Genomic DNA, 21,198 nt, shown 5'->3' on the forward strand with positions numbered 1-21,198 from the left:
TGTCAACGCTCATTGTTTTTAGAAGGCGGCTCCGACTGCGGGACGTCGGCCGCCACACAGCACCAGCCCGGGTGCGGATCCATCCGCACCCGCACCTCGGAACCCTCCACCAGCCCCTCCAGCAGCGCCAGGTTCATCCCGCACACCAGCGGCGGGAACAGCTCAGCCACCGCGTGGAACGGGCAGTTGCGCATCCGCAGCACCGCCCCGCACTCGTCCGCCACCGGCTCATAGCCCCGCTCCGCCAGCACCCCCGCCAGCCCCTCGGCGCCACCGCCCCACGCGCCCCGCAGCGCCCGACCCCGGCGCCGCGCCGCGTCCTGCACCTCCATGTCCAGGCCCGCCGACTCCGCCGCCTCCGCCAGCACCCCCGCGGCCGTCCCGTAGTCACGCGGCGGCACCGACACGCCCCGCTCCACCGCCGACCGCCGGTACACCTTCGCCGGACGCCCCGCACCCGGCCCCGACCGGCCCGTCAACCGCCGGCTGCCCGCCTCCAGCAGCCCCGCGTCCACCAGCTTGTCCAGATGGAACGCCGCCAGCGTCCGCGCGACGCCCGCCGCCTCCGCCGCCTCATTGCGCCCCACCTCGCGCCCCTGCGCGGCCACGAACTCGTACAGCCGCCGCCGCACCGGATCCTGCAGCAGCGCGATCGCCTCGATGTCCTCCACCCCGCCATACTAAGAACAACGAGGACTTCGCTTAGAAGCGCCGCGACGGCCTGCCACCGACGGCGGGCCAGCGTGGAGGGAGTCAGTGCGCGGTGCGGGTCAGTGCGCGGTGCGGGTCAGTGCGCGCCCAGGAGGTCCACCACGAACACCAGGGTGTCCGAGCCCTTGATCCCGAACTGCGCCAGGCCCTTCGCCCCGTATCCCAGCGACGGCGGCACCACCAGCAGCACCCGGCTGCCCACCCGCTGCCCCACCAGGCCCTGGTCCCAGCCCTTCATCACCTGACCGGTCCCGATCACCGCCGCCGACGGATGCCCCGACGACCACGACGAATCGAACACCCGCCCATCCCGCCAGAAGTACCCGCCGTACTGCAGCACCATCAACTGCCCCTTGCGCACCGCCGGGCCGTCACCCCGCACCAGCGTCCGCACCTGCAGCCTCTTCGGCGCCGCCACCCGCGGCATCGTCACCACCGGCGCCTGCCCCGCCGGCGCCTCCGCCACCTTCGGCAGCCCCGGCTCGCTCAGCGGCGCCTGCTTCGCCCCGCGCGGCCCCGCCGACTTCGGATACACCGCCCGCACGTCCAAGACGTACACCAGCGTGTCGTCCGCCCCCACCTGGTGCTTCGGGTCCCCGTCCGCGCCGAAACCGTCCTCCGGCGGGATCCGCGCCACCACCCGCGACCCCGCCCGCGCCCCCACGAACGCCTTCGTCAGCCCCGGCACCAGCCGCCCCGTCGGAAACGCCCCCGGCTGCCCCTTCGCGTAACTGCTCGCCAGCAGCTTCCGCCCGTCCTTGCTCCACCGGTAGCCCACATAATCGGCCACCACCAGATCACCCTTGCGGGCCGCGGCGCCCTTCCCGTCCGCCAGCGTCTCCACCGCGAACTTCTCGCCCGGCGCGCCCTTCGGGAACTTCACCTCCGGCAGCTTCCCGACATCGCCCCGCACCGTCACACCCACACCGTCGCCGCCCCACCAGCACCCCGCCGACAGCGCCAACGGCGCGGCGAGCACGACGACCACGGACAGCACACGGGAACGGCGGAGCATACGGGGGTCCTCCGAGGGGCGACGAACCGCTACTGCGCGCTCACCCTACCGCCCTGGTGACCCGCCGGTAGCCCCCGGCGCGCGTGTCGCGCCGGAGGCCGCCGCGCCGCCGCTACATCCCCGCGATCAGCTTGTCCACCCGCTCGTCCACCGACCGGAACGGGTCCTTGCACAGCACCGTCCGCTGCGCCTGGTCGTTCAGCTTCAGATGCACCCAGTCCACCGTGAAGTCGCGCCGCTTCTCCTGCGCCTTCCGGATGAACTCGCCCCGCAGCCGCGCCCGCGTCGTCTGCGGCGGAACCGACTTCGCCTCGAAGATGTCCAGATCACGGGTCACCCGGTCCACCGAGCCCCGCTTCTCCAGCAGGTAGTACAGGCCCCGGTCACGGTGCACATCGTGGTACGTCAGATCCAGCTGCGCCACCCGCGGCGACGACAGCGGCAGATCGTACTTGCGGCGGTACCGCTCGATCAGCTTGTACTTCGTCACCCAGTCGATCTCCCGCGCCACCAGGTCCAGATCCCCGGTCTCCACCGCGCGCAGCGTCCGCTCCCACAGCTCCAGCACCCGCTTCGCCGTCGCGTCGCCGCCGCGCGCGTCCACGAAGTCCCGCGCCTTGCCGAAGTACTCCTTCTGGATCTCCAGCGAACTCGCCTCCCGGCCGTTCGCCAGCCGCACCTTCCGCCGGCCCGTCATGTCATGGCTCACCTCGCGGATCGCCCGGATCGGGTTCTCCAGCGTCAGGTCGCGCATCACCACGCCCGCCTCGATCATCCGCAGCACCAGGTCGGTCGCCCCGACCTTCAGCAGCATCGTCGTCTCGCTCATGTTCGAGTCGCCGACGATCACGTGCAGCCGCCGGAACCGCTCCGCGTCCGCGTGCGGCTCGTCCCGCGTGTTGATGATCGGACGCGACCGCGTCGTCGCCGACGACACGCCCTCCCAGATGTGCTCCGCCCGCTGCGACACGCAGTACACCGCGCCGCGCGGCGTCTGCAGCACCTTCCCGGCACCGCAGATGATCTGCCGCGTCACCAGGTACGGGATCAGGACGTCCGCCAGCCGGCCGAACTCCCCGTGCCGGCCCACCAGATAGTTCTCATGGCAGCCGTACGAATTGCCCGCCGAATCCGTGTTGTTCTTGAACAGGTAGATGTCGCCGGCGATGCCCTCCTCGCGGAGCCGCCGCTCGGCGTCCACCAGCAGACCCTCCAGGATCCGCTCACCCGCCTTGTCATGCGTCACCAGATCCACGACCGAATCGCACTCCGGCGTCGCGTACTCCGGATGACTCCCCACGTCCAGGTACAGCCGCGCCCCATTGCGCAGGAACACATTGCTGCTACGACCCCACGACACCACCCTCCGGAACAGATAGCGCGCCACCTCGTCCGGCGACAGCCGCCGCTGCCCCCGGAAGGTACAAGTGACGCCGTACTCGTTCTCAAGCCCGAAGATGCGCCTGTCCACACCAAGACCCTATGCGGCCAGGCCCCCACTTGGCAGTCTCTCGACCCCACCGTTTCCCGCGGCCCCCGCGGCGCCGCTCCGCCGCACCCCCGGCACGGCAAAGCCCGCCGCGGCGACGCGGACACGACCGCACCGCCACGACGGGCCCGAACCCCGCGGCCCCCGCCCGCCCCCACCGGGACGGCGCGCAGGACCGCGCGGCCTCAGTCCTCGTCCGCCCCCGACGCCGGAGACGACCCCGCGGAACCGCCCGGCTCGGCATCGCCCGACGCGGCCCCCGCCCCGCCGGACCCCTCCGCCGCCGACAGCAGATCCGCGATCCGCGCCGCCGTCAGCCGCTTGAACAGCCGGTGCTCCCGGTTCCGGTCCAGCACCGCGACCTCCAGCGACGTCGCCTCCAGATGCCGGTCCGAATCCTGCGCCTCCAGCGCCCGCACCGCCGTCCGCAGCGCCTCCACCAGCGACGAGCCCTCGCGGTAGCCGTCCTTCAGCGACTGCGCCACCGCGTCCGCCTGCCCGCCCATCGCCACATAGCCGTGCTCGTCCGCCACCGAACCGTCGAACGTCAGCCGGTAGATCTGGTCGGTCTCCGCGTCCTCGCCCACCTCCGCGACGACCAGCTCCACCTCGTACGGCTTGTTCGTCTCCGTGAAGATCGTCCCCAGCGACTGCGCGTACACGTTCGCCAGCCCCCGCGCCGTCACGTCCCGGCGGTCGTACTGGTACCCGTTGATGTCGGCGTACCGCACCCCGCCCAGCCGCAGGTTCTCGAACTCGTTGTACTTCCCCACCGCCGCGAACGCGATCCGGTCGTAAATCTCACTGATCTTGTGCAGCGCCCGCGACGGATTGTCCGCCACGAACAGGATGCCGTCGTCGTACTGCAGCACCACGACACTGCGGCCACGCGCGATACCTTTGCGCGCATAGTCCGCCTTGTCCTTCATCTGCTGTTCGGGCGACACGTAGAACGGCATGGACACCGGTCAGGATCCCTTCTATCGCAGCGGGGCGGTCGGACCGCCCGGCGAGTCGTAACGTCCGTCGACGACGGCCTGCGCCAGCGCGCCCACCTCGTCCTCGCCCAGCCGGCGATACCCGTCCGACGTCACCGACGCCACCACCGGGAAGATCCGGCGCGTCAGATCGGGCCCGCCCGTCGCCGAGTCGTCATCCGCCGCGTCGTACAGCGACTGCACGCACACCAGCGCCGCGTCCTCCGCCGACAGGTCGCCCCGGTACAGCTTCTTCAGCGCGCCGCGCGCGAACACCGACCCCGAGCCGATCGAGTGGAAGTCCCGCTCCTCGTACCGGCCCCCCGCCGGGTCGTAGGAGAAGATCCGGCCCTCGTCCCGCTCCTCGTCATAGCCCGCGAACAGCGGCACCACCGCCAGGCCCTGCATCGCCATCGCCAGGTTCTGCCGCACCATCGTCGCCAGCCGGTTCGCCTTGCCCTCCACCGACAGCGTCCGGCCCTCGCGCTTCTCGTAGTGCTCCAGCTCCACCTGGAACAGCCGCACCATCTCGATCCCGATGCCGGCCGTCCCGGCGATCGCGATCGCGGAGAACTCGTCCGCCCGGAACACCTTCTCGATGTCGCGCTGCGCGATGACGTTGCCCGCGGTCGCCCGCCGGTCCCCCGCCATCACCACCCCGCCGGGGAAGCTCACCGCGACGATCGTCGTCCCGTGCGGGATCTCGTCCCCCGCCCGCGACGCCGGCGGCGTCCGCCCACCGGGCAGCGACTGCGGGGAGTACGCCCCCAGGAACTCGGTGAACGACGACGTATCCGGGTTCGCGAACAACCCGGGCAGACGCCCGATATGCGAATCGTGGGACGCCACGCGACTCCCTTCCCTCCACCATGGCACCGGCGCTGGACAACCCCACCGGCACGGACGTCTACGACCCTACTGTTCAAGGTCGCCCGCGCGCATGCCACGTGATCCCCACCCCCGTAAGCCCACGGCGAACCCCCACACCGCTACGGCCTCCAACGGCCGGGCGCCGCACAGGCCACATGCGCGACCGAACGACCGCTCCCGGACCATTTCAATCGGGCATCACCAGATCCTGCCTGACCTCGTCCCATGTCGGCATGTCGAGCTCCTCGTCGAACGGCAGGGTCTCCTTGCGGAACCGGCCGTCCTCCTCCCAGTACGCCTTCCAGCCGCCCTTCGGCACCGTGGCCGGATCGACGTCCGGGACCGTGAGCGACAGCCGCGTCCCGCCCCCTGCCGTGCCCACCGTCCGCACGAGCCACCCCGTCACGTAGTCCGCCGCGCGGCGCAGAGCGATCGGATCGTCCCGCAGCTGGCCCATACCCGAGTTGCACCCGACACACGTCAGGCCGCGCACCGCGCCGGTCTCGTGATCGTGATCGACGTGCTCCGCAGGGTGGTCGGAGCACACCGCGCAATACCCGACCTGCACTTTGAGGAGCCACTTCGTGTCGTCGTCGTTGATGCCGTACTTCTGGCGCAGGTGGTAGTGCCGTGATGACTGCGTCGCACTCGCCCGCGCCCGCCAGAAGGGGTCCCAGCGGACGCGGTCCGGACCACCGAAGACGGGCGTGCCGATCTCGATGCGCAGCCGCCGCGCATGGGGCCCGCGCAGCTCGAGGTAGTTGGCCGCGAGGCGCATGCGGTCGGGGTCGTCCCGGAACTGCCCGAGCCCGCCGTTGCACTTGAAGCACAGGATGCGGCGGACGACGCCCGTCAGGTGGCTGTGGTCGACGTGCTTCGCGTCAGCCCGCAGGCAGATGGCGCATACCCCGCCCTGCTCGGCGACCATCTTCCCGACCTGCTCTTCGGTGACGCCGTAGCGGAGCTTGAGCAGGTAATTGCGGCTGCTCCCGTGGTTGCGCTGCCGGTTCTCCAGCATGGCCTTGCCATGACACGGACGGCAGTAGGCGGCCCTCCCGTCGTGAAGTGCCCGGTTCTTCCCGAACTCGTCCCGTGACTTGGTCCTTTTACACCGCGGGCAGTACTTCATGCCTTCCGGGACATCCGAGTGCCTCCGGTAGGCCCTCGTGACTTTGCCCAGACTTGCCTGCTTCTTCCGATAAGACCGACTGTTGCGCAACCCGAAGCAGACTTTGCAGTAGTAGGCAAGACCGTCTTTGGAAGACTTGAGCTTCCAGAACTCCGTCGCAGGCTTGGTCTCGCCGCAGTCGAGACACTTTTTCGAACGCATGGGCGAGACTTTAACCGTCTCGCCCATGCGTCGCGAACTGCTTTGAGATTACGAGGAGAGTGTCCGGATATGCCGTCCGATCAGTGGGGCGATCAAATCGGACATACCAGGATCACTCGCCGCCTTTTTGTATATAGGCGCGTACGAAGTCTTCTGCGTTCTCTTCCAATACTTCGTCTATTTCGTCCAGAATTGAGTCCACGTCGTCCGTGAGCTTCTCCTGGCGCTCTTGCACGTCCTCGGTGGTCGTGGCCTCGGTCTCCTCGACCTCTTCCGTGCGCCGGGTGGTCTGCTTCTGACCGCCGGTGTCCTTCGTGGCCATTCCGTACCTCCGCTCTGCCGGTGCCTCCGACCCTAGCCGGGATCTTCGACGGCTAGCGGATCTTGAAACGTCCGTTTCGCCGTCCCGGTTCCCCGCGGGCCGAGGGCATGCTCGGGTTATCGCCGGTCCGCCGGGCAGTGAAACGGGCAAAGCGGTCACGAAACCGAGACCTCACCCGTCCGCGCAGGTCAGCGGGGCGATAGGGCTCGATAGTCACACTATCCAATGGAACGCGCGAGAGCCGGGCGGCGCGCTCTCGCGCCGCCCGGCTCCGGGGCGTCCGGTCAGCTCTGGCCGGTCAGGGTGGCCACCAGGTCGGCGGCGGTGCGGCAGCGGTCCAGGAGGCCGCCCACGTGCTGCTTGGTGCCGCGCAGCGGCTCCAGGGTCGGGACGCGCTGGAGCGACTCGCGGCCGGGGACGTCGAAGATGACCGAGTCCCAGGACGCGGCGGCGACGGACTCGGCGTACTGGCGCAGGCAGCGGCCCCGGAAGTAGGCCCTGGTGTCCTCCGGCGGGTCCTCCACGGCGGCCTGGACCTCGGCCTCGGTGATGACCCGGTCGATGCGGCCGCGGTCCACGAGGCGGTTGTAGAGGCCCTTGTCGGGGCGGATGTCGGTGTACTGCAGGTCGACGAGCTGCAGGCGCGGGTGCGACCAGTCGAGGCCGTCGCGGCTGCGGTAGCCCTCGAGCAGGGAGAGCTTGGCGACCCAGTCGAGCTCGCGGGACAGCTGCATGGGGTCGTCGCCCAGGCGGTGCAGGACGGACTCCCAGCGGTCGAGGACGTCCTTGGTCATCTCGTCGACGTCGGCGCCGAAGCGGTCCTCGACGTACTTGCGGGACTGCTCGAGGTACTCCATCTGGAGCTGGACGGCGGTCATCTTGCGGCCGTCGCGGAGGGTGAGCAGGTGCTTGCAGGACGGGTCGTGGGACACGGCGCGGAGCGCGGCGACGGGCATGTCGACGGACAGGTCGACGGTGAGGAAGCCGTCCTCGATCATGGCGAGGACGAGCGAGGTGGTGCCGAGCTTGAGGTAGGTGGACAGCTCGGCCATGTTCGCGTCGCCGATGATGACGTGCAGGCGCCGGTACTTCTCGGGGTCGGCGTGGGGCTCGTCGCGGGTGTTGATGATCGGCCGCTTGAGGGTGGTCTCCAGGCCGACCTCGACCTCGAAGAAGTCGGCGCGCTGGCTGATCTGGAAGCCGTCGCCGCGGCCGTCGACGCCGATGCCGACGCGGCCGGCGCCGCAGACGACCTGGCGGGAGACGAAGAAGGGGGTGAGGTGCCGGACGATGTCGGCGAAGGGGGTCTCGCGGCGCATGAGGTAGTTCTCATGGCAGCCGTAGGAGGCGCCCTTGTTGTCGGTGTTGTTCTTGTAGAGCTGGATGGGGTGGGTGCCGGGGACGAGGGCGGCGCGCTGCGCGGCGTCGGCCATGACGCGCTCGCCGGCCTTGTCCCAGATGACGGCGTCGCGGGGGTTGGTGCACTCGGGCGCGGAGTACTCGGGGTGGGCGTGGTCGACGTAGAGCCGGGCGCCGTTGGTGAGGATGACGTTGGCGAGGCCGAGGTCCTCGTCGGTGAGCTGGGTGGGGTCGGCGACCTCGCGGGCGAGGTCGAAGCCGCGGGCGTCGCGGAGCGGGTTCTCCTCTTCGAAGTCCCAGCGGGCCCTGCGGGCCCGTGCCGCCGAAGCCGCGAGGTAGGCGTTGACGACCTGGGAGGAGGTCACCATCGCGTTGGCCCCTGGCTGTCCCGGTACGGAGATGCCGTACTCGGTCTCGATGCCCATCACCCGCCGAACAGTCATATCGTCGAGCCTATCGGGGCGGCGGGGGTGGAGCCACGGGACGGGGGTGTGGCGGGGGTTGCGGCGTGGCGGCGCGGGGTCCGGCGGCCCCGCGGAACGCGGGCGCGGCGGCCCCCCGTCGGGGGAGCCGCCGCGCGGTTGCCGTCATGGTGCGGGGCGTTACAGGTACTGGCCGGTGTTGGCGACGGTGTCGATGGACCGTCCGGCCTCGGCGCCCTTGGTCCCGGAGACGAGGGTGCGGATGTAGACGATCCGCTCGCCCTTCTTGCCGGAGATGCGGGCCCAGTCGTCGGGGTTGGTGGTGTTGGGCAGGTCCTCGTTCTCGCTGAACTCGTCGACGCAGGCGGCGAGGAGGTGGGTGACGCGCAGTCCCTTCTGGCCGGTGTCGAGGAACTGCTTGATGGCCATCTTCTTGGCGCGGTCGACGATGTTCTGGATCATCGCGCCGGAGTTGAAGTCCTTGAAGTAGAGGACTTCCTTGTCGCCGTTGGCGTAGGTGACCTCCAGGAAGCGGTTCTCCTCGGTCTCGGCGTACATGCGCTCGACGGTCCGCTGGATCATGGCGTCGACGGTGGCCTCGGCGGAGCCGCCGTGCTCCTTGAGGTCGTCGGGGTGGAGCGGGAGTCCGCCGAGGATGTACTTGGAGAAGATGTCCTTGGCGGCCTCGGCGTCGGGCCGCTCGATCTTGATCTTGACGTCGAGCCGGCCGGGGCGCAGGATCGCGGGGTCGATCATGTCCTCGCGGTTGGACGCGCCGATGACGATGACGTTCTCCAGGCCCTCGACACCGTCGATCTCGCTGAGCAGCTGCGGGACGATGGTGTTCTCGACATCGGAGGAGACTCCGGAGCCGCGGGTGCGGAAGATGGAGTCCATCTCGTCGAAGAAGACGATGACGGGGGTCCCGGCGGACGCCTTCTCGCGGGCCCGCTGGAAGACGAGGCGGATGTGCCGCTCGGTCTCGCCGACGTACTTGTTGAGCAGCTCGGGGCCCTTGATGTTGAGGAAGAAGCTCTTGCCCTCCTGGCCGGTCTTCTCCGCGACCTGTTTGGCCAGGGAGTTGGCGACGGCCTTGGCGATGAGGGTCTTCCCGCAGCCGGGGGGTCCGTAGAGGAGGACGCCCTTGGGCGGGCGGAGCTGGTGCTCCCGGAACAGGTCGGCGTGCAGGTAGGGAAGTTCCACGGCGTCGCGGATCAGTTCGATCTGGGAGCCGAGGCCGCCGATCTCGTTGTAGGAGATGTCGGGGACCTCTTCGAGGACGAGTTCTTCGACCTCGGCCTTGTGGATCTTCTCGTAGGCGTAGCCGGACCTTGATTCGAGCATCAGGGAGTCGCCGGCGCGGAGCGGGACTCCGCGCAGCGGCTCGGCGAGCTTGACGACGCGTTCCTCGTCGGCGTGCGCGATGACGAGGGCGCGTTCGCCGTCGTCGAAGAGCTCCTTGAGCATGACGACTTCGCCCTGCTCTTCGAAGTCGAGGGCTTCGACGATGTTGAGCGCCTCGTTCAGCATGACCTCTTGGCCGCGCTGGAGTTCGTCGATCTCGACGGCGGGGCTGACGTTCACGCGGAGCTTGCGCCCGCCGGTGAAGATGTCGACGGTCCCGTCGTCGCGGGCTTCGAGGAAGACGCCGAATCCGGACGGTGGTTGTGCGAGCCTGTCGACCTCCTCCTTGAGCGCCACGATCTGTTCGCGAGCCTCTTTGAGGGTCGCTACGAGTCGCTCGTTCTGGCCGGTCACTGCGGCCAGGTTTGCCTGTGCCTCATGGAGGCGTTCTTCCAGCACACGTACTTGGCGCGGGGATTCCGCGAGCTTGCGGCGCAGCACGGAGATCTCCTCCTCCAGGAAGGAGATCTGCGTTTGGAGGTCCCTGACCTCCTTTTCGTGCTGCGCCCTGCGCGCCCCAGCATCGTCACGAGCGGCCACGCCCCGTCACCTCCTCACGAAGAGAGCCGACGACCTACTGAGACCCTACCTATCTGGAGGGCTTCCGTAACCTGCCCATTCGGTGTTCGTGTCGTGCGGGGGTCTTCCGGGAGGGTTGGGAGGGGTGCTGTGGGGGTGGTGCGGGGCGTGGGGTTACGGGGTGTGGACCTGGGGGTCCGGGGTGTCGGGCGTGTCGTGACGGGGGGTTTGCCGAGTTCGGTGGGTGTGCGCGGGAAGCGCGCGGCCGGGCGCGGCGCGGCGGGGCGCCGCCGGGCGGCCGGATTGTGATCTAGGACTCGGTGGGGCGCCCGGGCGCGTCGTCGGGGCCGCCGGCGGGTTCCGCGCCGGGCGTGTCGCCGCGGGGGGCGTCGCCGTCGGGGGCGGGGTGGGCGCCCTTGGCGGGGCGGCGGCGGCGGGCGGGCGGGGTGACGCCGTCGGCGAGGCGGCGGGCGGTGACGAGGAAGCCGGTGTGGCCGACCATGCGGTGGTCGGGGCGGACGGCGAGGCCGTCGACGTGCCAGGAGCGGAGCATGGTCTCGAAGGCGTAGGGCTCGGCGAAGCTGCCCTGGGCGCGCAGGTCTTCGACGACGCGCGACATCTGGGTGGTGGTGGCGATGTAGGCGCAGACGAGGCCGCCGGGGATGAGGGCCTTGGCGACGGCGTCGAGGGTCTCCCAGGGGGCGAGCATGTCGAGGACGACGCGGTCGGCGTCGGTTTCGGCGAGGGCGTGTTCGAGGGAGCCGACGGTGAGGCGCCAGGCGGGGTGGGGGCCGCCGAAGAACTTCTCGACGTTGGCGCGGGCGATGTCGGCGAAGTCGGGGCGGCGCTCGTAGGAGGAGACGAGGCCGTGTTCGCCGACGGCGCGCAGGAGGGAGCAGGTGAGGGCGCCGGATCCGGCGCCGGCCTCGATGACGCGGGCGCCGGGGAAGATGTCGGCCATGGCGATGATCTGGGCGGCGTCCTTGGGGTAGACGACGGCGGCGCCGCGGGGCATGCGGAGGGTGAAGTCGGCGAGGAGGGGGCGGAAGGCGAGGTATTCGATGCCGCCGGTGGAGCGGAAGACGCTGCCTTCGGGGCTGCCGATGATGTCGTCGTGAGGGATGGAGCCCTTGTGGGAGTGGTAGAGCTTGCCGGGCTGCAGGGTGATGGTGTTGATGCGGCCCTTGGGGTCGGTGAGCTGAACCTGGTCGCCGGGGCGGAAGGGGCCGTGGGGGATGCGGCCGAGGGCGGGGGCGGGTCCGGTGGGCTGGGGTTCGCTCATGGTCGTCAAGGCTAGCGGCGGGGGCGGGCAGGTCGGGCCGCTCGGGGGCCGCCGCGGCGCGCCCGGCGGGGCCGGGCGCGGGTGCGGGTTCGGGTGGGTCAGACGCCGGTGAAGGCGTGGTCGACGTCGCTGACGGCGAGGACGCCGTAGAGGCGGCCGTCGGGTTCGACGAGGAGGTATTCGGAGGCGGGGGCGCGGCGGAGGGCGTCGAGGAGGTCGTCGCCGGCGAGGTCGGCGGGGAGGGTGAGGTCGTCGTGGACGCCGCGGGAGAGTTCGCCGGCGGTGACCCAGGGGCGGCGGTGCTCGGGGGTGGCGGTGACGGCCTTCTCGTTGACGAGGCCGAGGGGGTGCCCGTCGTGGTCGGCGATGACGATGGCGCCGGCGTGGTCGGTGTGGGCGCGGCGGATGGCCTCGGCGAGGGGGGTGTCGGCGGTGACGAGGGTGGCGCGGCGGGCGAGGCGGCGGGCCGACAGCAGGGGGATGCGGTCGCGGACGCGTTCGGCGCGGATGGCCTGGGTGGCGCCGACCCAGATGAAGGAGGCGATGAGGGCGGACCACAGGAGGGCGAGCCAGCCGATGCCGCCGTCGGCGGCGGTGGTGGTGTAGGTGGCGAGGTAGGCGCCGGCGACGAGGCAGCCGATGGCGACGGCGCGGCCGACCCAGCCGGCGATGATGGCGCCGCTGCGGGCGCGTCCGGTGGCCTTCCAGACGGCGGCGCGGACGAGGCGGCCGCCGTCGAGGGGGAGGCCGGGCAGGAGGTTGAACAGGCCGACGAGGAGGTTGGCGAAGGTGAGGGCTTCGAGGAGCAGGAGGGCGACGTCGGGGAGGGCGAGGGTGGCGTGGGCGAGGAGGCCGAGGCCGGCGAGGACGAGGTTGGTGAGGGGTCCGGCGAAGGCGATGAGGAATTCGCGGCCGGGGGTGGGGGCCTCGCGTTCGATGGAGGTCTCGCCGCCGAGGACGTGGAGGGTGACGGAGCGGACGGGGAGCCCGAAGATCTTCGCGGTGACGGCGTGGCTGAGTTCGTGGACGAACACGGAGCCGTAGAGCAGGACGGCGTAGGCGAAGGCGACGAGGTAGCTGAGGGGGCGTTCGACGACGCCGTGGACCTGGCCTTCGAACATGACGGTGACGAGGACGGCGACCAGGAACCAGCTGGGTGAGACGTAGACGGGGACGCCGAGGACGCGGCCCATGGAGAGGCCGGGTCGGGGGTTGCGGCCGTGGTCGTGGCCGGGGCCTCCGGCGGGTGTCCTGCCCTGGGTCGGGGGCGCGCTGTTCGTCACGTCTTCGATGCTACGGCCCCCGGCGGGCGGGCGGTGCCGCCGGCCGGGGCGGGGCGGGTGCGGGGCGGGTGCGGGATTTTCGTCGGGGGTGTCGCCTAGTCTGCTGTGCCATGACGACGACCGATGCGGGTAGTGAGGCGTCCGTTCCGTCCGCGCGGGACGGGGGCGGGGGCTCGGGGGGCGTCGCGGTGGTGGGGTCGTTGTCGCCGTCCCGTGCGGGCGATTTCATGACGTGTCCGCTGCTGTACAGGTTCCGGGTGATCGACCGGATCCCGGAGCGTCCGAGTGCGGCGGCGGTGCGGGGGACGCTGGTGCACGCGGTGCTGGAGCGGCTGTTCGACCTGCCGACGGGCGGGCGGACGCCGGAGGCGGCGCTGGAGATGCTGGCGCCGGAGTGGGAGCGGCTGCTGGCCGAGGAGCCGGAGCTGGCGGGGCTGTTCGCGGACGGGGAGGCCGGGGACGCCGAGCGCGCGGAGTGGCTGGGGCAGGCGCGGCGGATGGTGGAGCGGTACTTCGCGCTGGAGGACCCGCGCCGGCTGGAGCCGGCGGAGCGGGAGCTGTTCGTGGAGACGGTGCTGGAGTCGGGCCTGAAGCTGCGGGGGTACATCGACCGGGTGGACGTGGCGCCGAGCGGCGACGTGCGGATCGTGGACTACAAGACGGGGACGGCGCCGCGGGCGGATTTCGAGGCGCGGGCGCTGTTCCAGATGAAGTTCTACGCGCTGGTGCTGTGGCGGTTGCGGGGGCGGGTGCCGCGGTTGCTGCAGCTGATGTACCTCGGCAACGGCGAGATCCTGCGGTACGAGCCGGATGAGGCGGATCTGCGGGCGACGCAGCGGAAGGTGGAGGCGCTGTGGGCGGCGATCCGCCGGGCGATGGACAGCGGCGAGTGGCGGCCGCGGGCGGGCCGGTTGTGCGACTGGTGCGACCACAAGGAGCGGTGCCCGGAGTTCGGGGGCACTCCCCCGCCGCTGCCGGAGGTGCCGGTGCGGCGCCCGTCGCCGGCTGATCTCGAGGTCTCCGAGGGCGCGGTGCGCGAGCACGGGGACCTGTAGGGCCAAGCGCCGGGCCCGGCCCGGAACCGGGTGCTGGTCCTGGGCGGCGCCGGGGGCGGAGGCGCCGTCCGCGGGGGCGGTGCGGGCTCATCCTTGGGGATGACGGCGGATCCGCGTTCAGGATGGGCCGGGACCTGCCGGGACCTCCTAGGGTGAGTGTCGTGTCACCCCGCATCCGTGGTCTTCATGCCGCTCGCGCCTGGCTGCAGGCGCGTCCGATGGCGGCCGACGCTCTGCTGGCCGTCGGGCTGCTGCTGGTGGGGGTGCCGCAGCTGTGGCTGCAGGAGTTCCCGCAGGGCGAGGAGTTCGCGGGGTTCCGGTCGCCGGACGGGTGGAACGCGCTGCTGGTCGTCGCGGTGACGATGGCGCTGGCGTGGCGGCGGCGGCATCCGCTGCCGGTGCTGCTGTTCATCATCGCCGGCGAGCTGGCGATGGCGGTGCTGCAGTATCCGCCGAGCGTGCCGGACGTGGTGGCGTTCCTGATCGCGGTGTACAGCGTGGCGGCGCACCGGGGGCTGGCGCAGAGCGCGCTGGGCGGGCTGATCGGGTTCGTGTACTTCCTGGTGTACCTGCTGGTGCTGCCGGTGTCGGCGGAGCCGGTGGTGATCATCACCGATTCCGCGCTGGTGATCGGCGTGTGGATGCTGGGGCGGAGCCTGCGGCTGCGGCGGGCGTACTTCGCGGAGCTGGAGGACCGGGCGGCGCGGCTGGAGCGGGCGCGGGGCACCGACGCGCGGGCGGCGCGGATCGAGGAGCGGTCGCGTATCGCGCGGGAGCTGCACGACGTGGTGGCGCACCATGTGAGCGTGATGACGGTGCAGGCGGGCGCGGCGCGGCGGATCATCGACCGGGATCCGGGGAGCGCGCGGGAGGCGATGTCGACGATCGAGGAGGTCGGGCGGACGGCGCTGAGCGAGATGCGGCGGATCGTGGGGGTGCTGCGCACGGACCGGGACGCCGAGCAGGCGGGCCGGGAGCTGGCGCCGCAGCCGGGTCTGGGGGATCTCGGGGAGCTGCTGGACCATGTGCGGGAGACGGGCCTGTCGGTGCAGCTGTGGATCGAGGGTGAGGCGCGGCCGCCGTCGCCGGGGGTGGACGTGGCGGCGTTCCGGTTGATCCAGGAGGCGCTGACGAACACGTTGAAGCACGCGGGTCCGCAGGCGCGGGCGTGGGTGCGGCTGTACTACGGCGACGGCGACCTGACGGTGGAGGTCGAGGACGATGGGCGCGGCACGGCGACGATCATGGCGGACAACGGGGACAATCCGGGGCACGGCTTGGTCGGCATGTACGAGCGTGTGGCGCTGTACGGTGGCGAGTTGAGGATCGGTCCGCGGGTCGGCGGCGGGTTCGGTGTGCGGGCCCGTTTCCCCCTGGAGGCGTGAGTCCCGCTTGGGGCGTGTGCTCCCGGCTTGTCGGTTGCCGGTGGGCGGGAGGGTAGGCAGGAGCGTCGTGAGGCGAGGAGCGGGAACGATGGAGCGACCGTGCGGGTGGCGGGGCGGCCGGGTGCGGCCGGCCGGGGCGGCGCGTGCGGCGGGGGTGCCGCGATGACGGCGGTGCGGGTGCTGCTCGTCGACGACCAGCCGCTGCTGCGGACGGGGTTCCGGCTGATCCTGGAGGCGGAGGCCGACATCGCGGTGGTCGGCGAGGCCGGGGACGGCGCGGCGGCGGTGGAGATGACGCGGTCGCTGCTGCCGGACGTGGTGCTGATGGACATCCGGATGCCGGGCGTCGACGGGATCGAGGCGACCCGGCGGATCATCCGGGAGGGCGCGGCGTCGCACGATCCGAAGGTGCTGATCCTGACGACGTTCGACCTGGACGAGTACGTGATCGAGGCGGTGCGGGCGGGGGCGTCGGGGTTCCTGCTGAAGGACTCGCCGCCGGAGGACCTGGTGCAGGCGATCCGGATCGTGGCGGCGGGCGACGCGATCGTGGCGCCGTCGGTGACGCGGCGGCTGCTGGACAAGTTCGCGACGCGGCTGCCGGCGGTGCGGGACCAGTCGCCGCCGCCGGGGCTGGACACGCTGACCGAGCGGGAGCGGGAGGTGCTGTCGCATGTGGCGCGGGGGCAGTCGAACGCGGAGATCGCGGCGGAGCTGGTGGTGAGCGAGACGACCGTGAAGACGCATGTGGGGAACGTCCTGGCGAAGCTGGGGCTGCGGGACCGGGTGCAGGCGGTCGTGTACGCGTACGAGACGGGTCTGAGCAGGCCGGGGCAGAGCTGAGCGGCGCTCCCCCTGCACTCCCCCGGGGCTCCCCCGCGCCCCCGTCCCGTCCCGTCCCGTTCCGGTGCGGGCGTCGTGGCAGGTCGGGGCGGCGGTCCCCGGCCGGTTTCAGGGTCGGTCCCTGAGGCGACCCCGGGGCCGGCGCCGCGAGGACTACTCCCGAAGGACGACGGGTGGAGGGTCCCTCCTGCCTCGGGTGGACCGGCAAGTCCGTTCCTGGGGCGCATCATTCGGGTCCGCGGGGCTTCTAGGGTTCTGGGTGTCGGATCGCCCGGGGGCTCGGTGCGCGGTCCGGTCCCATCCAGTCCACTCACTTACGGGAGTCTTCAGTGACGAACACCGCCCCTTCGACCGCCGGCGCGCAGTCCGCGCCCGGGGCGGGCGACTTCGCCGCACGGACCCAGCAGATCGCGAAGGTGTACGGGCGCGGCGACGCCCAGGTCGTCGCGCTCGACGGGGTCACGGTCGGCATTCCCCGCGGCCGCTTCACCGCGATCATGGGCCCGTCGGGGTCGGGCAAGTCCACGCTGATGCACTGCATGGCGGGGCTGGACTCGGTCGACTCCGGGCAGGTCTTCATCGGCGGCACCGAGCTGACGGCGCTGAAGGACAAGCAGCTGACGCGGCTGCGCCGCGACAAGATCGGTTTCATCTTCCAGGCGTTCAACCTGGTGCCGACGCTGACGGCGCTGGAGAACATCACGCTGCCGATGGACATCGCGGGCCGCAGGCCCGACCCGGAGTGGCTGAACGTGGTGATCGACACGGTCGGGCTGCGGCCGCGGCTGAAGCACCGTCCGGCGGAGCTGTCGGGCGGGCAGCAGCAGCGGGTGGCGTGCGCGCGGGCGCTGGCGTCCCGCCCGGAGATCATCTTCGCGGACGAGCCGACGGGGAACCTGGACTCGCGGTCGGGCGCGGAGGTGCTCGGCTTCCTGCGGGACTCGGTGCGGCGGATGGGCCAGACGATCGTGATGGTGACGCACGACCCGTCGGCGGCGGCGTACGCCGACCAGGTGCTGTTCCTGTCGGACGGGCAGATCGTCGACACGATGGCGGAGCCGACGGCGGAGCGGGTGCTGGAGCGGATGAAGGGCTTCGACGGCGCGGCGCCGGCGGCGGGCGCGGAGGTCTCGGCGCGATGATGCGCAAGGTCACGCTCCGCAACCTCGCGGCGCACAAGATCAGATTGGTGCTGACGGCGGTCGCGGTGATCCTCGGCGTGGCGTTCGTCGCGGGCACGCTGATCTTCACCGACAGCATGAACAAGCAGTTCGACGACCTGTTCAGCCGGATCGGCACGAACGTGGCCGTGGACGTGCGGGCCAAGAAGGTCGGCGGCGGCGACACCGACGGCTACGCGGCGCAGCCGGTCCCGGCGAGCGTCCTGAAGGCCGTCCAGGGCGTCGAGGGCGTCAAGGACCCGAAGGGGAACGTCAACGGGTACGCGGCGGTCGTCGGCAAGGACGGCGAGCTCGTCGGGACGGCGCAGAACGGGCCGCCGCAGCTCGGCGTGAACTGGACGGGCGGCGACGGGACCTACGAGCTCGCGTCGGGCCGCGCCCCGCGCGGGCCGGGCGAGGTCGTCATCGACGCCGCGACCGCGAAGAAGGGCGAGCTCGCCCTCGGCGACACCACGCAGGTGCTCACCGCGGGCCCGCCCGCGCGGATGACGGTCGTCGGGCTGATCGACACCGGGAACCTGATGGGCGCGACCGTCACCGGGTTCGACACGCCGACGGCGCAGAAGCTGATGCTGAAGCCCGGGTACTTCTCCGACATCGAGATGGGCTCGTCGGGCCCGTCGCAGGAGGAGCTGCGGGACCGGGTCGCGAAGGTGCTGCCGCAGAACATGGAGGCCGTCACCGGCGAGGAGCTCCGCGAGGAGTCCAAGAGCGACATCGCGCAGATGATGGGGTTCTTCCGGACGTTCCTGCTGGTGTTCGCGCTGATCTCGATCTTCGTCGGGGCGTTCATCATCTTCAACACGTTCTCGATGCTGGTCGCGCAGCGCACCCGTGAGCTGGCGCTGCTGCGCGCGATCGGCGCGGCGCGCGGGCAGGTGACGCGGGCGGTGATCGGCGAGGCCGTCGCGGTCGGCGTGGTCGGGTCCACGCTGGGCCTGGCGGCCGGCGCGGGGCTGGCGTCGCTGCTGCAGACGCAGATGGGCGACGCCGGGCAGGGCGGCCTGACGTTCACCGTCACCCCGGTGATCTGGTCGTACGCGGTCGGGATCGTGGTGACGGTGGTGTCGGCGTACTTCCCGGCGCGGCGCGCCGCGAAGATCCCGCCGGTGGCGGCGATGCGCGACGACGTGGCGCTGCCGCAGCGGTCGCTGCGGATCCGGGTGGCGCTCGGGTCGCTGCTGACCCTGGCCGGCGCGGGCCTGATCGGGGTGGGGCTGGCCGGTGGCGGCGGCAACCCGGTCGCACTGGTCGGCACGGGCGCGTTCGGGGTGTTCATCGGCGTCGCGATGCTCGCGCCGGTGATCAGCGTGCCGGTGCTGAAGGTGCTCGGGGCGCCGTTCGCGCGGCTGATGGGCTCCCCCGGGCGGCTGGCGCGGCAGAACGCGCTGCGCAACCCGCGCCGCACCGCGGCGACGGCCGCGGCGCTGATGATCGGGCTGGCACTGATCACCACGGTGAACGTGCTCGGCGCGACGATGCGGGCCTCGATCGACGAGCAGGTGGACGCCCAGTTCGGCGCGGACTACCTGGTGCAGTCGCAGGGCCCCGGCGGGGTGAACGCCGAGGCGCGGCGCAAGATCGAGCAGACGCCCGGGGTGGTCTCGGTGTCGCCGACCTACGACGCCCGCGGCGAGATCAAGGGCAAGGACGTCTACTACCTGGCGGGCGACCTGCCGGCGCTGGCGAAGGCCGCGCGGCTGAAGATGGTGTCGGGCACGGCGTCGGCCGGGCCGGCGTCGATCATGGTGGACGAGGGCACCGCGGAGGACCAGGGCTGGAAGGTCGGGACGGCGGTGCCGATGCGGTTCACCGACGGCCGGACCGAGCAGCTGACGCTGACCGGCGTGTACGCCAAGAGCGACATGATCGGGCCGCGGCTGGTGTCCGAGCAGGCGTACCTGCGGCACACGGTGCGGCCCGCGGCGTCGATCATGGTGGTGGACGCGGCGCGGACGGACGCGGCGACGAAGTCGGCGCTGGACGCGGCGGTGAAGGCGTACCCGAACCTGGAGGTCGCCGACCAGGCGAAGCTGAAGGACGACGCCCGCAAGCAGGTCGACGGGTTCGTGACGTTCCTGACGATCCTGCTGATCATGTCGGTGATCATCGCGGCGGTGGGGGTGGTGAACACCCTGGCGCTGTCGGTGATCGAGCGGACCCGGGAGATCGGGCTGCTGCGCGCGATCGGGAGCTCCCGTCGGCAGCTGCGCCGCATGATCCGGCTGGAGTCCATCATGATCGCGGTGTTCGGCGCGGTGCTCGGCATGGGCATCGGGGTGGCGTTCGGCGCGGCGCTGCAGAACGCGCTCGCCGACCAGGGCCTCGGGGTCCTCGCCGTCCCGTACGGGACGCTGGGGGTGTACCTGGTGGTCGCGGCGCTGATCGGCGTCCTGGCGGCGCTGTGGCCCGCGTGGCGGGCTGGGCGCATGGACGTCCTGAAGGCCATCTCCACCGAGTAGCCGTCGGGCGCGCCCGGCGCCCGTAGCCGGGAAGCCGAAAGGACCCGGTCCCTCCGCGTGGAGGGGCCGGGTCCTTTTCGTTCGGGTTCTTCCGTGCCGTTCGGCCGCCGGCTGTGCGGCCGGGGCGGCGCGGGCGTGCTACTCGGTCTCGTCGGCCGCGGCGGTGGCGGCGCCGGGCGCCACCGCGGCCTTGGCGACCGCGTCGGTCGCGCTGACCGTGGTGTTCTCCGGGAAGTGGCAGGCGGCCTGGTGGCCGGGGCTGAGCTCGACCAGCGGCGGCTCGACCTGCTTGCAGATGTCCTGCGCCTTCCAGCACCGGGTGTGGAACCGGCACGCGGGCGGCGGGTCGAGCGGGCTCGGCACGTCGCCCTGCAGCCGGATCCGCTCCCGGCCGGCGCGCTCGCTCGGGTCCGGGATCGGCACCGCCGACAGCAGCGCGTTGGTGTAGGGGTGCATGGGCCGCTGGTACAGGTCCGCCCGGTCCGCCACCTCGACGATCTTGCCGAGGTACATGACGGCGACGCGGTCGGAGATGTGCCGGACGACCGACAGGTCGTGCGCGATCACCACGTAGGTGAGGTCGAGCTCGTCCTGCAGGTCCTCCAGCAGGTTGACGACCTGTGCCTGCACCGACACGTCCAGCGCCGACACCGGCTCGTCCGCGACGATCAGCTTCGGCTTGAGGGCCAGGGTCCGGGCGATCCCGATGCGCTGCCGCTGCCCGCCGGAGAACTCGTGCGGGTACCGGTTGTAGTGCTCGGGGTTGAGGCCGACGAGCTCCAGGATCTCCTGGACGGCCTTCTTGACGCCCTGCTTGGCCTCGATGTTCTGCAGCCGGAACGGGGCCCCGACGATCGCGCCGACGGTCTTGCGCGGGTTCAGCGACGAGTACGGGTCCTGGAAGATCATCTGGAGGTCGCGGCGGAGCGGCCGGAGCCGGCTCTGCGACATCCGGGTGATGTCCTGCCCCTCGAACTTGATCGTCCCGAAGCTCGGGTCCAGCAGCCGCATGATCATGCGGCCGGTGGTGGACTTGCCGCAGCCGGACTCCCCCACCAGCCCGAGGGTCTCGCCCTTGCGGACCGAGAACGTCACGCCGTCGACGGCCTTGACCGCCGCGACCTGCCGGCGCAGCAGCCCCGCGGTGACGGGGAAGTGCTTGCCGAGGTTGTCCACCTCCAGCAGCGGCTCGCCCTCCGCGGGGCGCGCCGCCGCGGGCTCGGCGGCCGCGGCCGGGGTCGTGCCGGCCGGGGTCTCGCCGACCGGGGTCTTCGATGTGCTCACAGTCT

At 71.5% G+C, this 21,198-nt stretch carries 17 protein-coding genes; 5 read left to right on the forward strand and 12 right to left on the reverse strand.

What is annotated here, in order from left to right; translation table 11 throughout:
* Positions 1 to 2: 2 nt before the first annotated feature.
* The 11 genes from ACGFI1_RS32275 to ACGFI1_RS32325 form a co-directional block, all read right to left on the reverse strand.
* Complete coding sequence (locus ACGFI1_RS32275) at positions 3 to 671, reverse strand: helix-turn-helix transcriptional regulator (RefSeq protein WP_392790897.1); 669 nt, start codon at positions 669 to 671, stop codon at positions 3 to 5.
* A 116-nt stretch (positions 672 to 787) separates the two neighbouring features.
* The gene (locus tag ACGFI1_RS32280) at positions 788 to 1,726 is read right to left on the reverse strand and encodes an FKBP-type peptidyl-prolyl cis-trans isomerase (RefSeq protein WP_301177316.1); all 939 of its coding nucleotides are present in this window, start codon (positions 1,724 to 1,726) and stop codon (positions 788 to 790) included.
* A gap of 112 nt (positions 1,727 to 1,838) precedes the next feature.
* The gene (gene pafA, locus ACGFI1_RS32285) at positions 1,839 to 3,197 is read right to left on the reverse strand and encodes a Pup--protein ligase (RefSeq protein WP_067800572.1); all 1,359 of its coding nucleotides are present in this window, start codon (positions 3,195 to 3,197) and stop codon (positions 1,839 to 1,841) included.
* Between the two features lie 203 nt (positions 3,198 to 3,400).
* Entirely contained in the window at positions 3,401 to 4,174 is a 774-nt protein-coding gene (gene prcA / locus ACGFI1_RS32290; protein WP_301177320.1) for a proteasome subunit alpha, read from the reverse strand.
* Positions 4,175 to 4,195: 21 nt separating this feature from the next.
* The gene (gene prcB / locus ACGFI1_RS32295; RefSeq protein ID WP_138641984.1) at positions 4,196 to 5,041 is read right to left on the reverse strand and encodes a proteasome subunit beta; all 846 of its coding nucleotides are present in this window, start codon (positions 5,039 to 5,041) and stop codon (positions 4,196 to 4,198) included.
* A gap of 208 nt (positions 5,042 to 5,249) precedes the next feature.
* A complete protein-coding gene (locus tag ACGFI1_RS32300; RefSeq protein ID WP_392790900.1) occupies positions 5,250 to 6,080 on the reverse strand; it encodes an endonuclease VII domain-containing protein in 831 nt (276 codons plus the stop codon).
* A gap of 424 nt (positions 6,081 to 6,504) precedes the next feature.
* Entirely contained in the window at positions 6,505 to 6,714 is a 210-nt protein-coding gene (locus ACGFI1_RS32305) for a ubiquitin-like protein Pup (RefSeq protein WP_089325987.1), read from the reverse strand.
* Between the two features lie 284 nt (positions 6,715 to 6,998).
* Positions 6,999 to 8,516, reverse strand: coding sequence for a depupylase/deamidase Dop (gene dop, locus ACGFI1_RS32310; RefSeq protein ID WP_301177318.1), 1,518 nt, complete (start codon positions 8,514 to 8,516; stop codon positions 6,999 to 7,001).
* Between the two features lie 159 nt (positions 8,517 to 8,675).
* The gene (gene arc, locus ACGFI1_RS32315; RefSeq protein WP_364552924.1) at positions 8,676 to 10,439 is read right to left on the reverse strand and encodes a proteasome ATPase; all 1,764 of its coding nucleotides are present in this window, start codon (positions 10,437 to 10,439) and stop codon (positions 8,676 to 8,678) included.
* A gap of 289 nt (positions 10,440 to 10,728) precedes the next feature.
* Positions 10,729 to 11,700 carry a tRNA (adenine-N1)-methyltransferase gene (locus ACGFI1_RS32320; RefSeq protein ID WP_392790904.1) on the reverse strand — a complete coding sequence of 324 codons (972 nt, stop codon included), beginning with the start codon at positions 11,698 to 11,700 and terminating at the stop codon, positions 10,729 to 10,731.
* A 98-nt stretch (positions 11,701 to 11,798) separates the two neighbouring features.
* Positions 11,799 to 12,983 carry a M50 family metallopeptidase gene (locus tag ACGFI1_RS32325; RefSeq protein ID WP_392790906.1) on the reverse strand — a complete coding sequence of 395 codons (1,185 nt, stop codon included), beginning with the start codon at positions 12,981 to 12,983 and terminating at the stop codon, positions 11,799 to 11,801.
* A gap of 110 nt (positions 12,984 to 13,093) precedes the next feature.
* Here ACGFI1_RS32325 and ACGFI1_RS32330 point away from each other — a divergent pair, with 110 nt between their 5' ends.
* From ACGFI1_RS32330 to ACGFI1_RS32350, 5 genes are all read left to right on the forward strand, one after another.
* A complete protein-coding gene (locus ACGFI1_RS32330) occupies positions 13,094 to 14,038 on the forward strand; it encodes a RecB family exonuclease (RefSeq protein WP_392790909.1) in 945 nt (314 codons plus the stop codon).
* A 122-nt stretch (positions 14,039 to 14,160) separates the two neighbouring features.
* Positions 14,161 to 15,423 (forward strand): histidine kinase, encoded by a 1,263-nt coding sequence (locus ACGFI1_RS32335; protein ID WP_449202376.1) that lies wholly within the window; start codon positions 14,161 to 14,163, stop codon positions 15,421 to 15,423.
* 162 nt (positions 15,424 to 15,585) lie between these two features.
* Complete coding sequence (locus ACGFI1_RS32340; protein WP_301177775.1) at positions 15,586 to 16,266, forward strand: response regulator; 681 nt, start codon at positions 15,586 to 15,588, stop codon at positions 16,264 to 16,266.
* A 329-nt stretch (positions 16,267 to 16,595) separates the two neighbouring features.
* Positions 16,596 to 17,408: an ABC transporter ATP-binding protein gene (locus tag ACGFI1_RS32345; RefSeq protein ID WP_301177774.1), complete on the forward strand. Its 813-nt coding sequence runs from the start codon at positions 16,596 to 16,598 to the stop codon at positions 17,406 to 17,408.
* Entirely contained in the window at positions 17,405 to 19,909 is a 2,505-nt protein-coding gene (locus ACGFI1_RS32350) for an ABC transporter permease (RefSeq protein ID WP_392790913.1), read from the forward strand. The genes ACGFI1_RS32345 and ACGFI1_RS32350 overlap by 4 nt, the downstream gene beginning before the upstream one ends.
* A 138-nt stretch (positions 19,910 to 20,047) precedes the next feature.
* On the opposite strand, the gene ACGFI1_RS32355 is transcribed toward ACGFI1_RS32350, so the two are convergent.
* Positions 20,048 to 21,193: an ABC transporter ATP-binding protein gene (locus tag ACGFI1_RS32355; RefSeq protein ID WP_386865523.1), complete on the reverse strand. Its 1,146-nt coding sequence runs from the start codon at positions 21,191 to 21,193 to the stop codon at positions 20,048 to 20,050.
* Positions 21,194 to 21,198 lie beyond the last annotated feature (5 nt).

The organism is Actinomadura geliboluensis (genome assembly GCF_043197915.1).
In the GTDB taxonomy this organism is placed as follows: domain Bacteria; phylum Actinomycetota; class Actinomycetes; order Streptosporangiales; family Streptosporangiaceae; genus Spirillospora; species Spirillospora geliboluensis.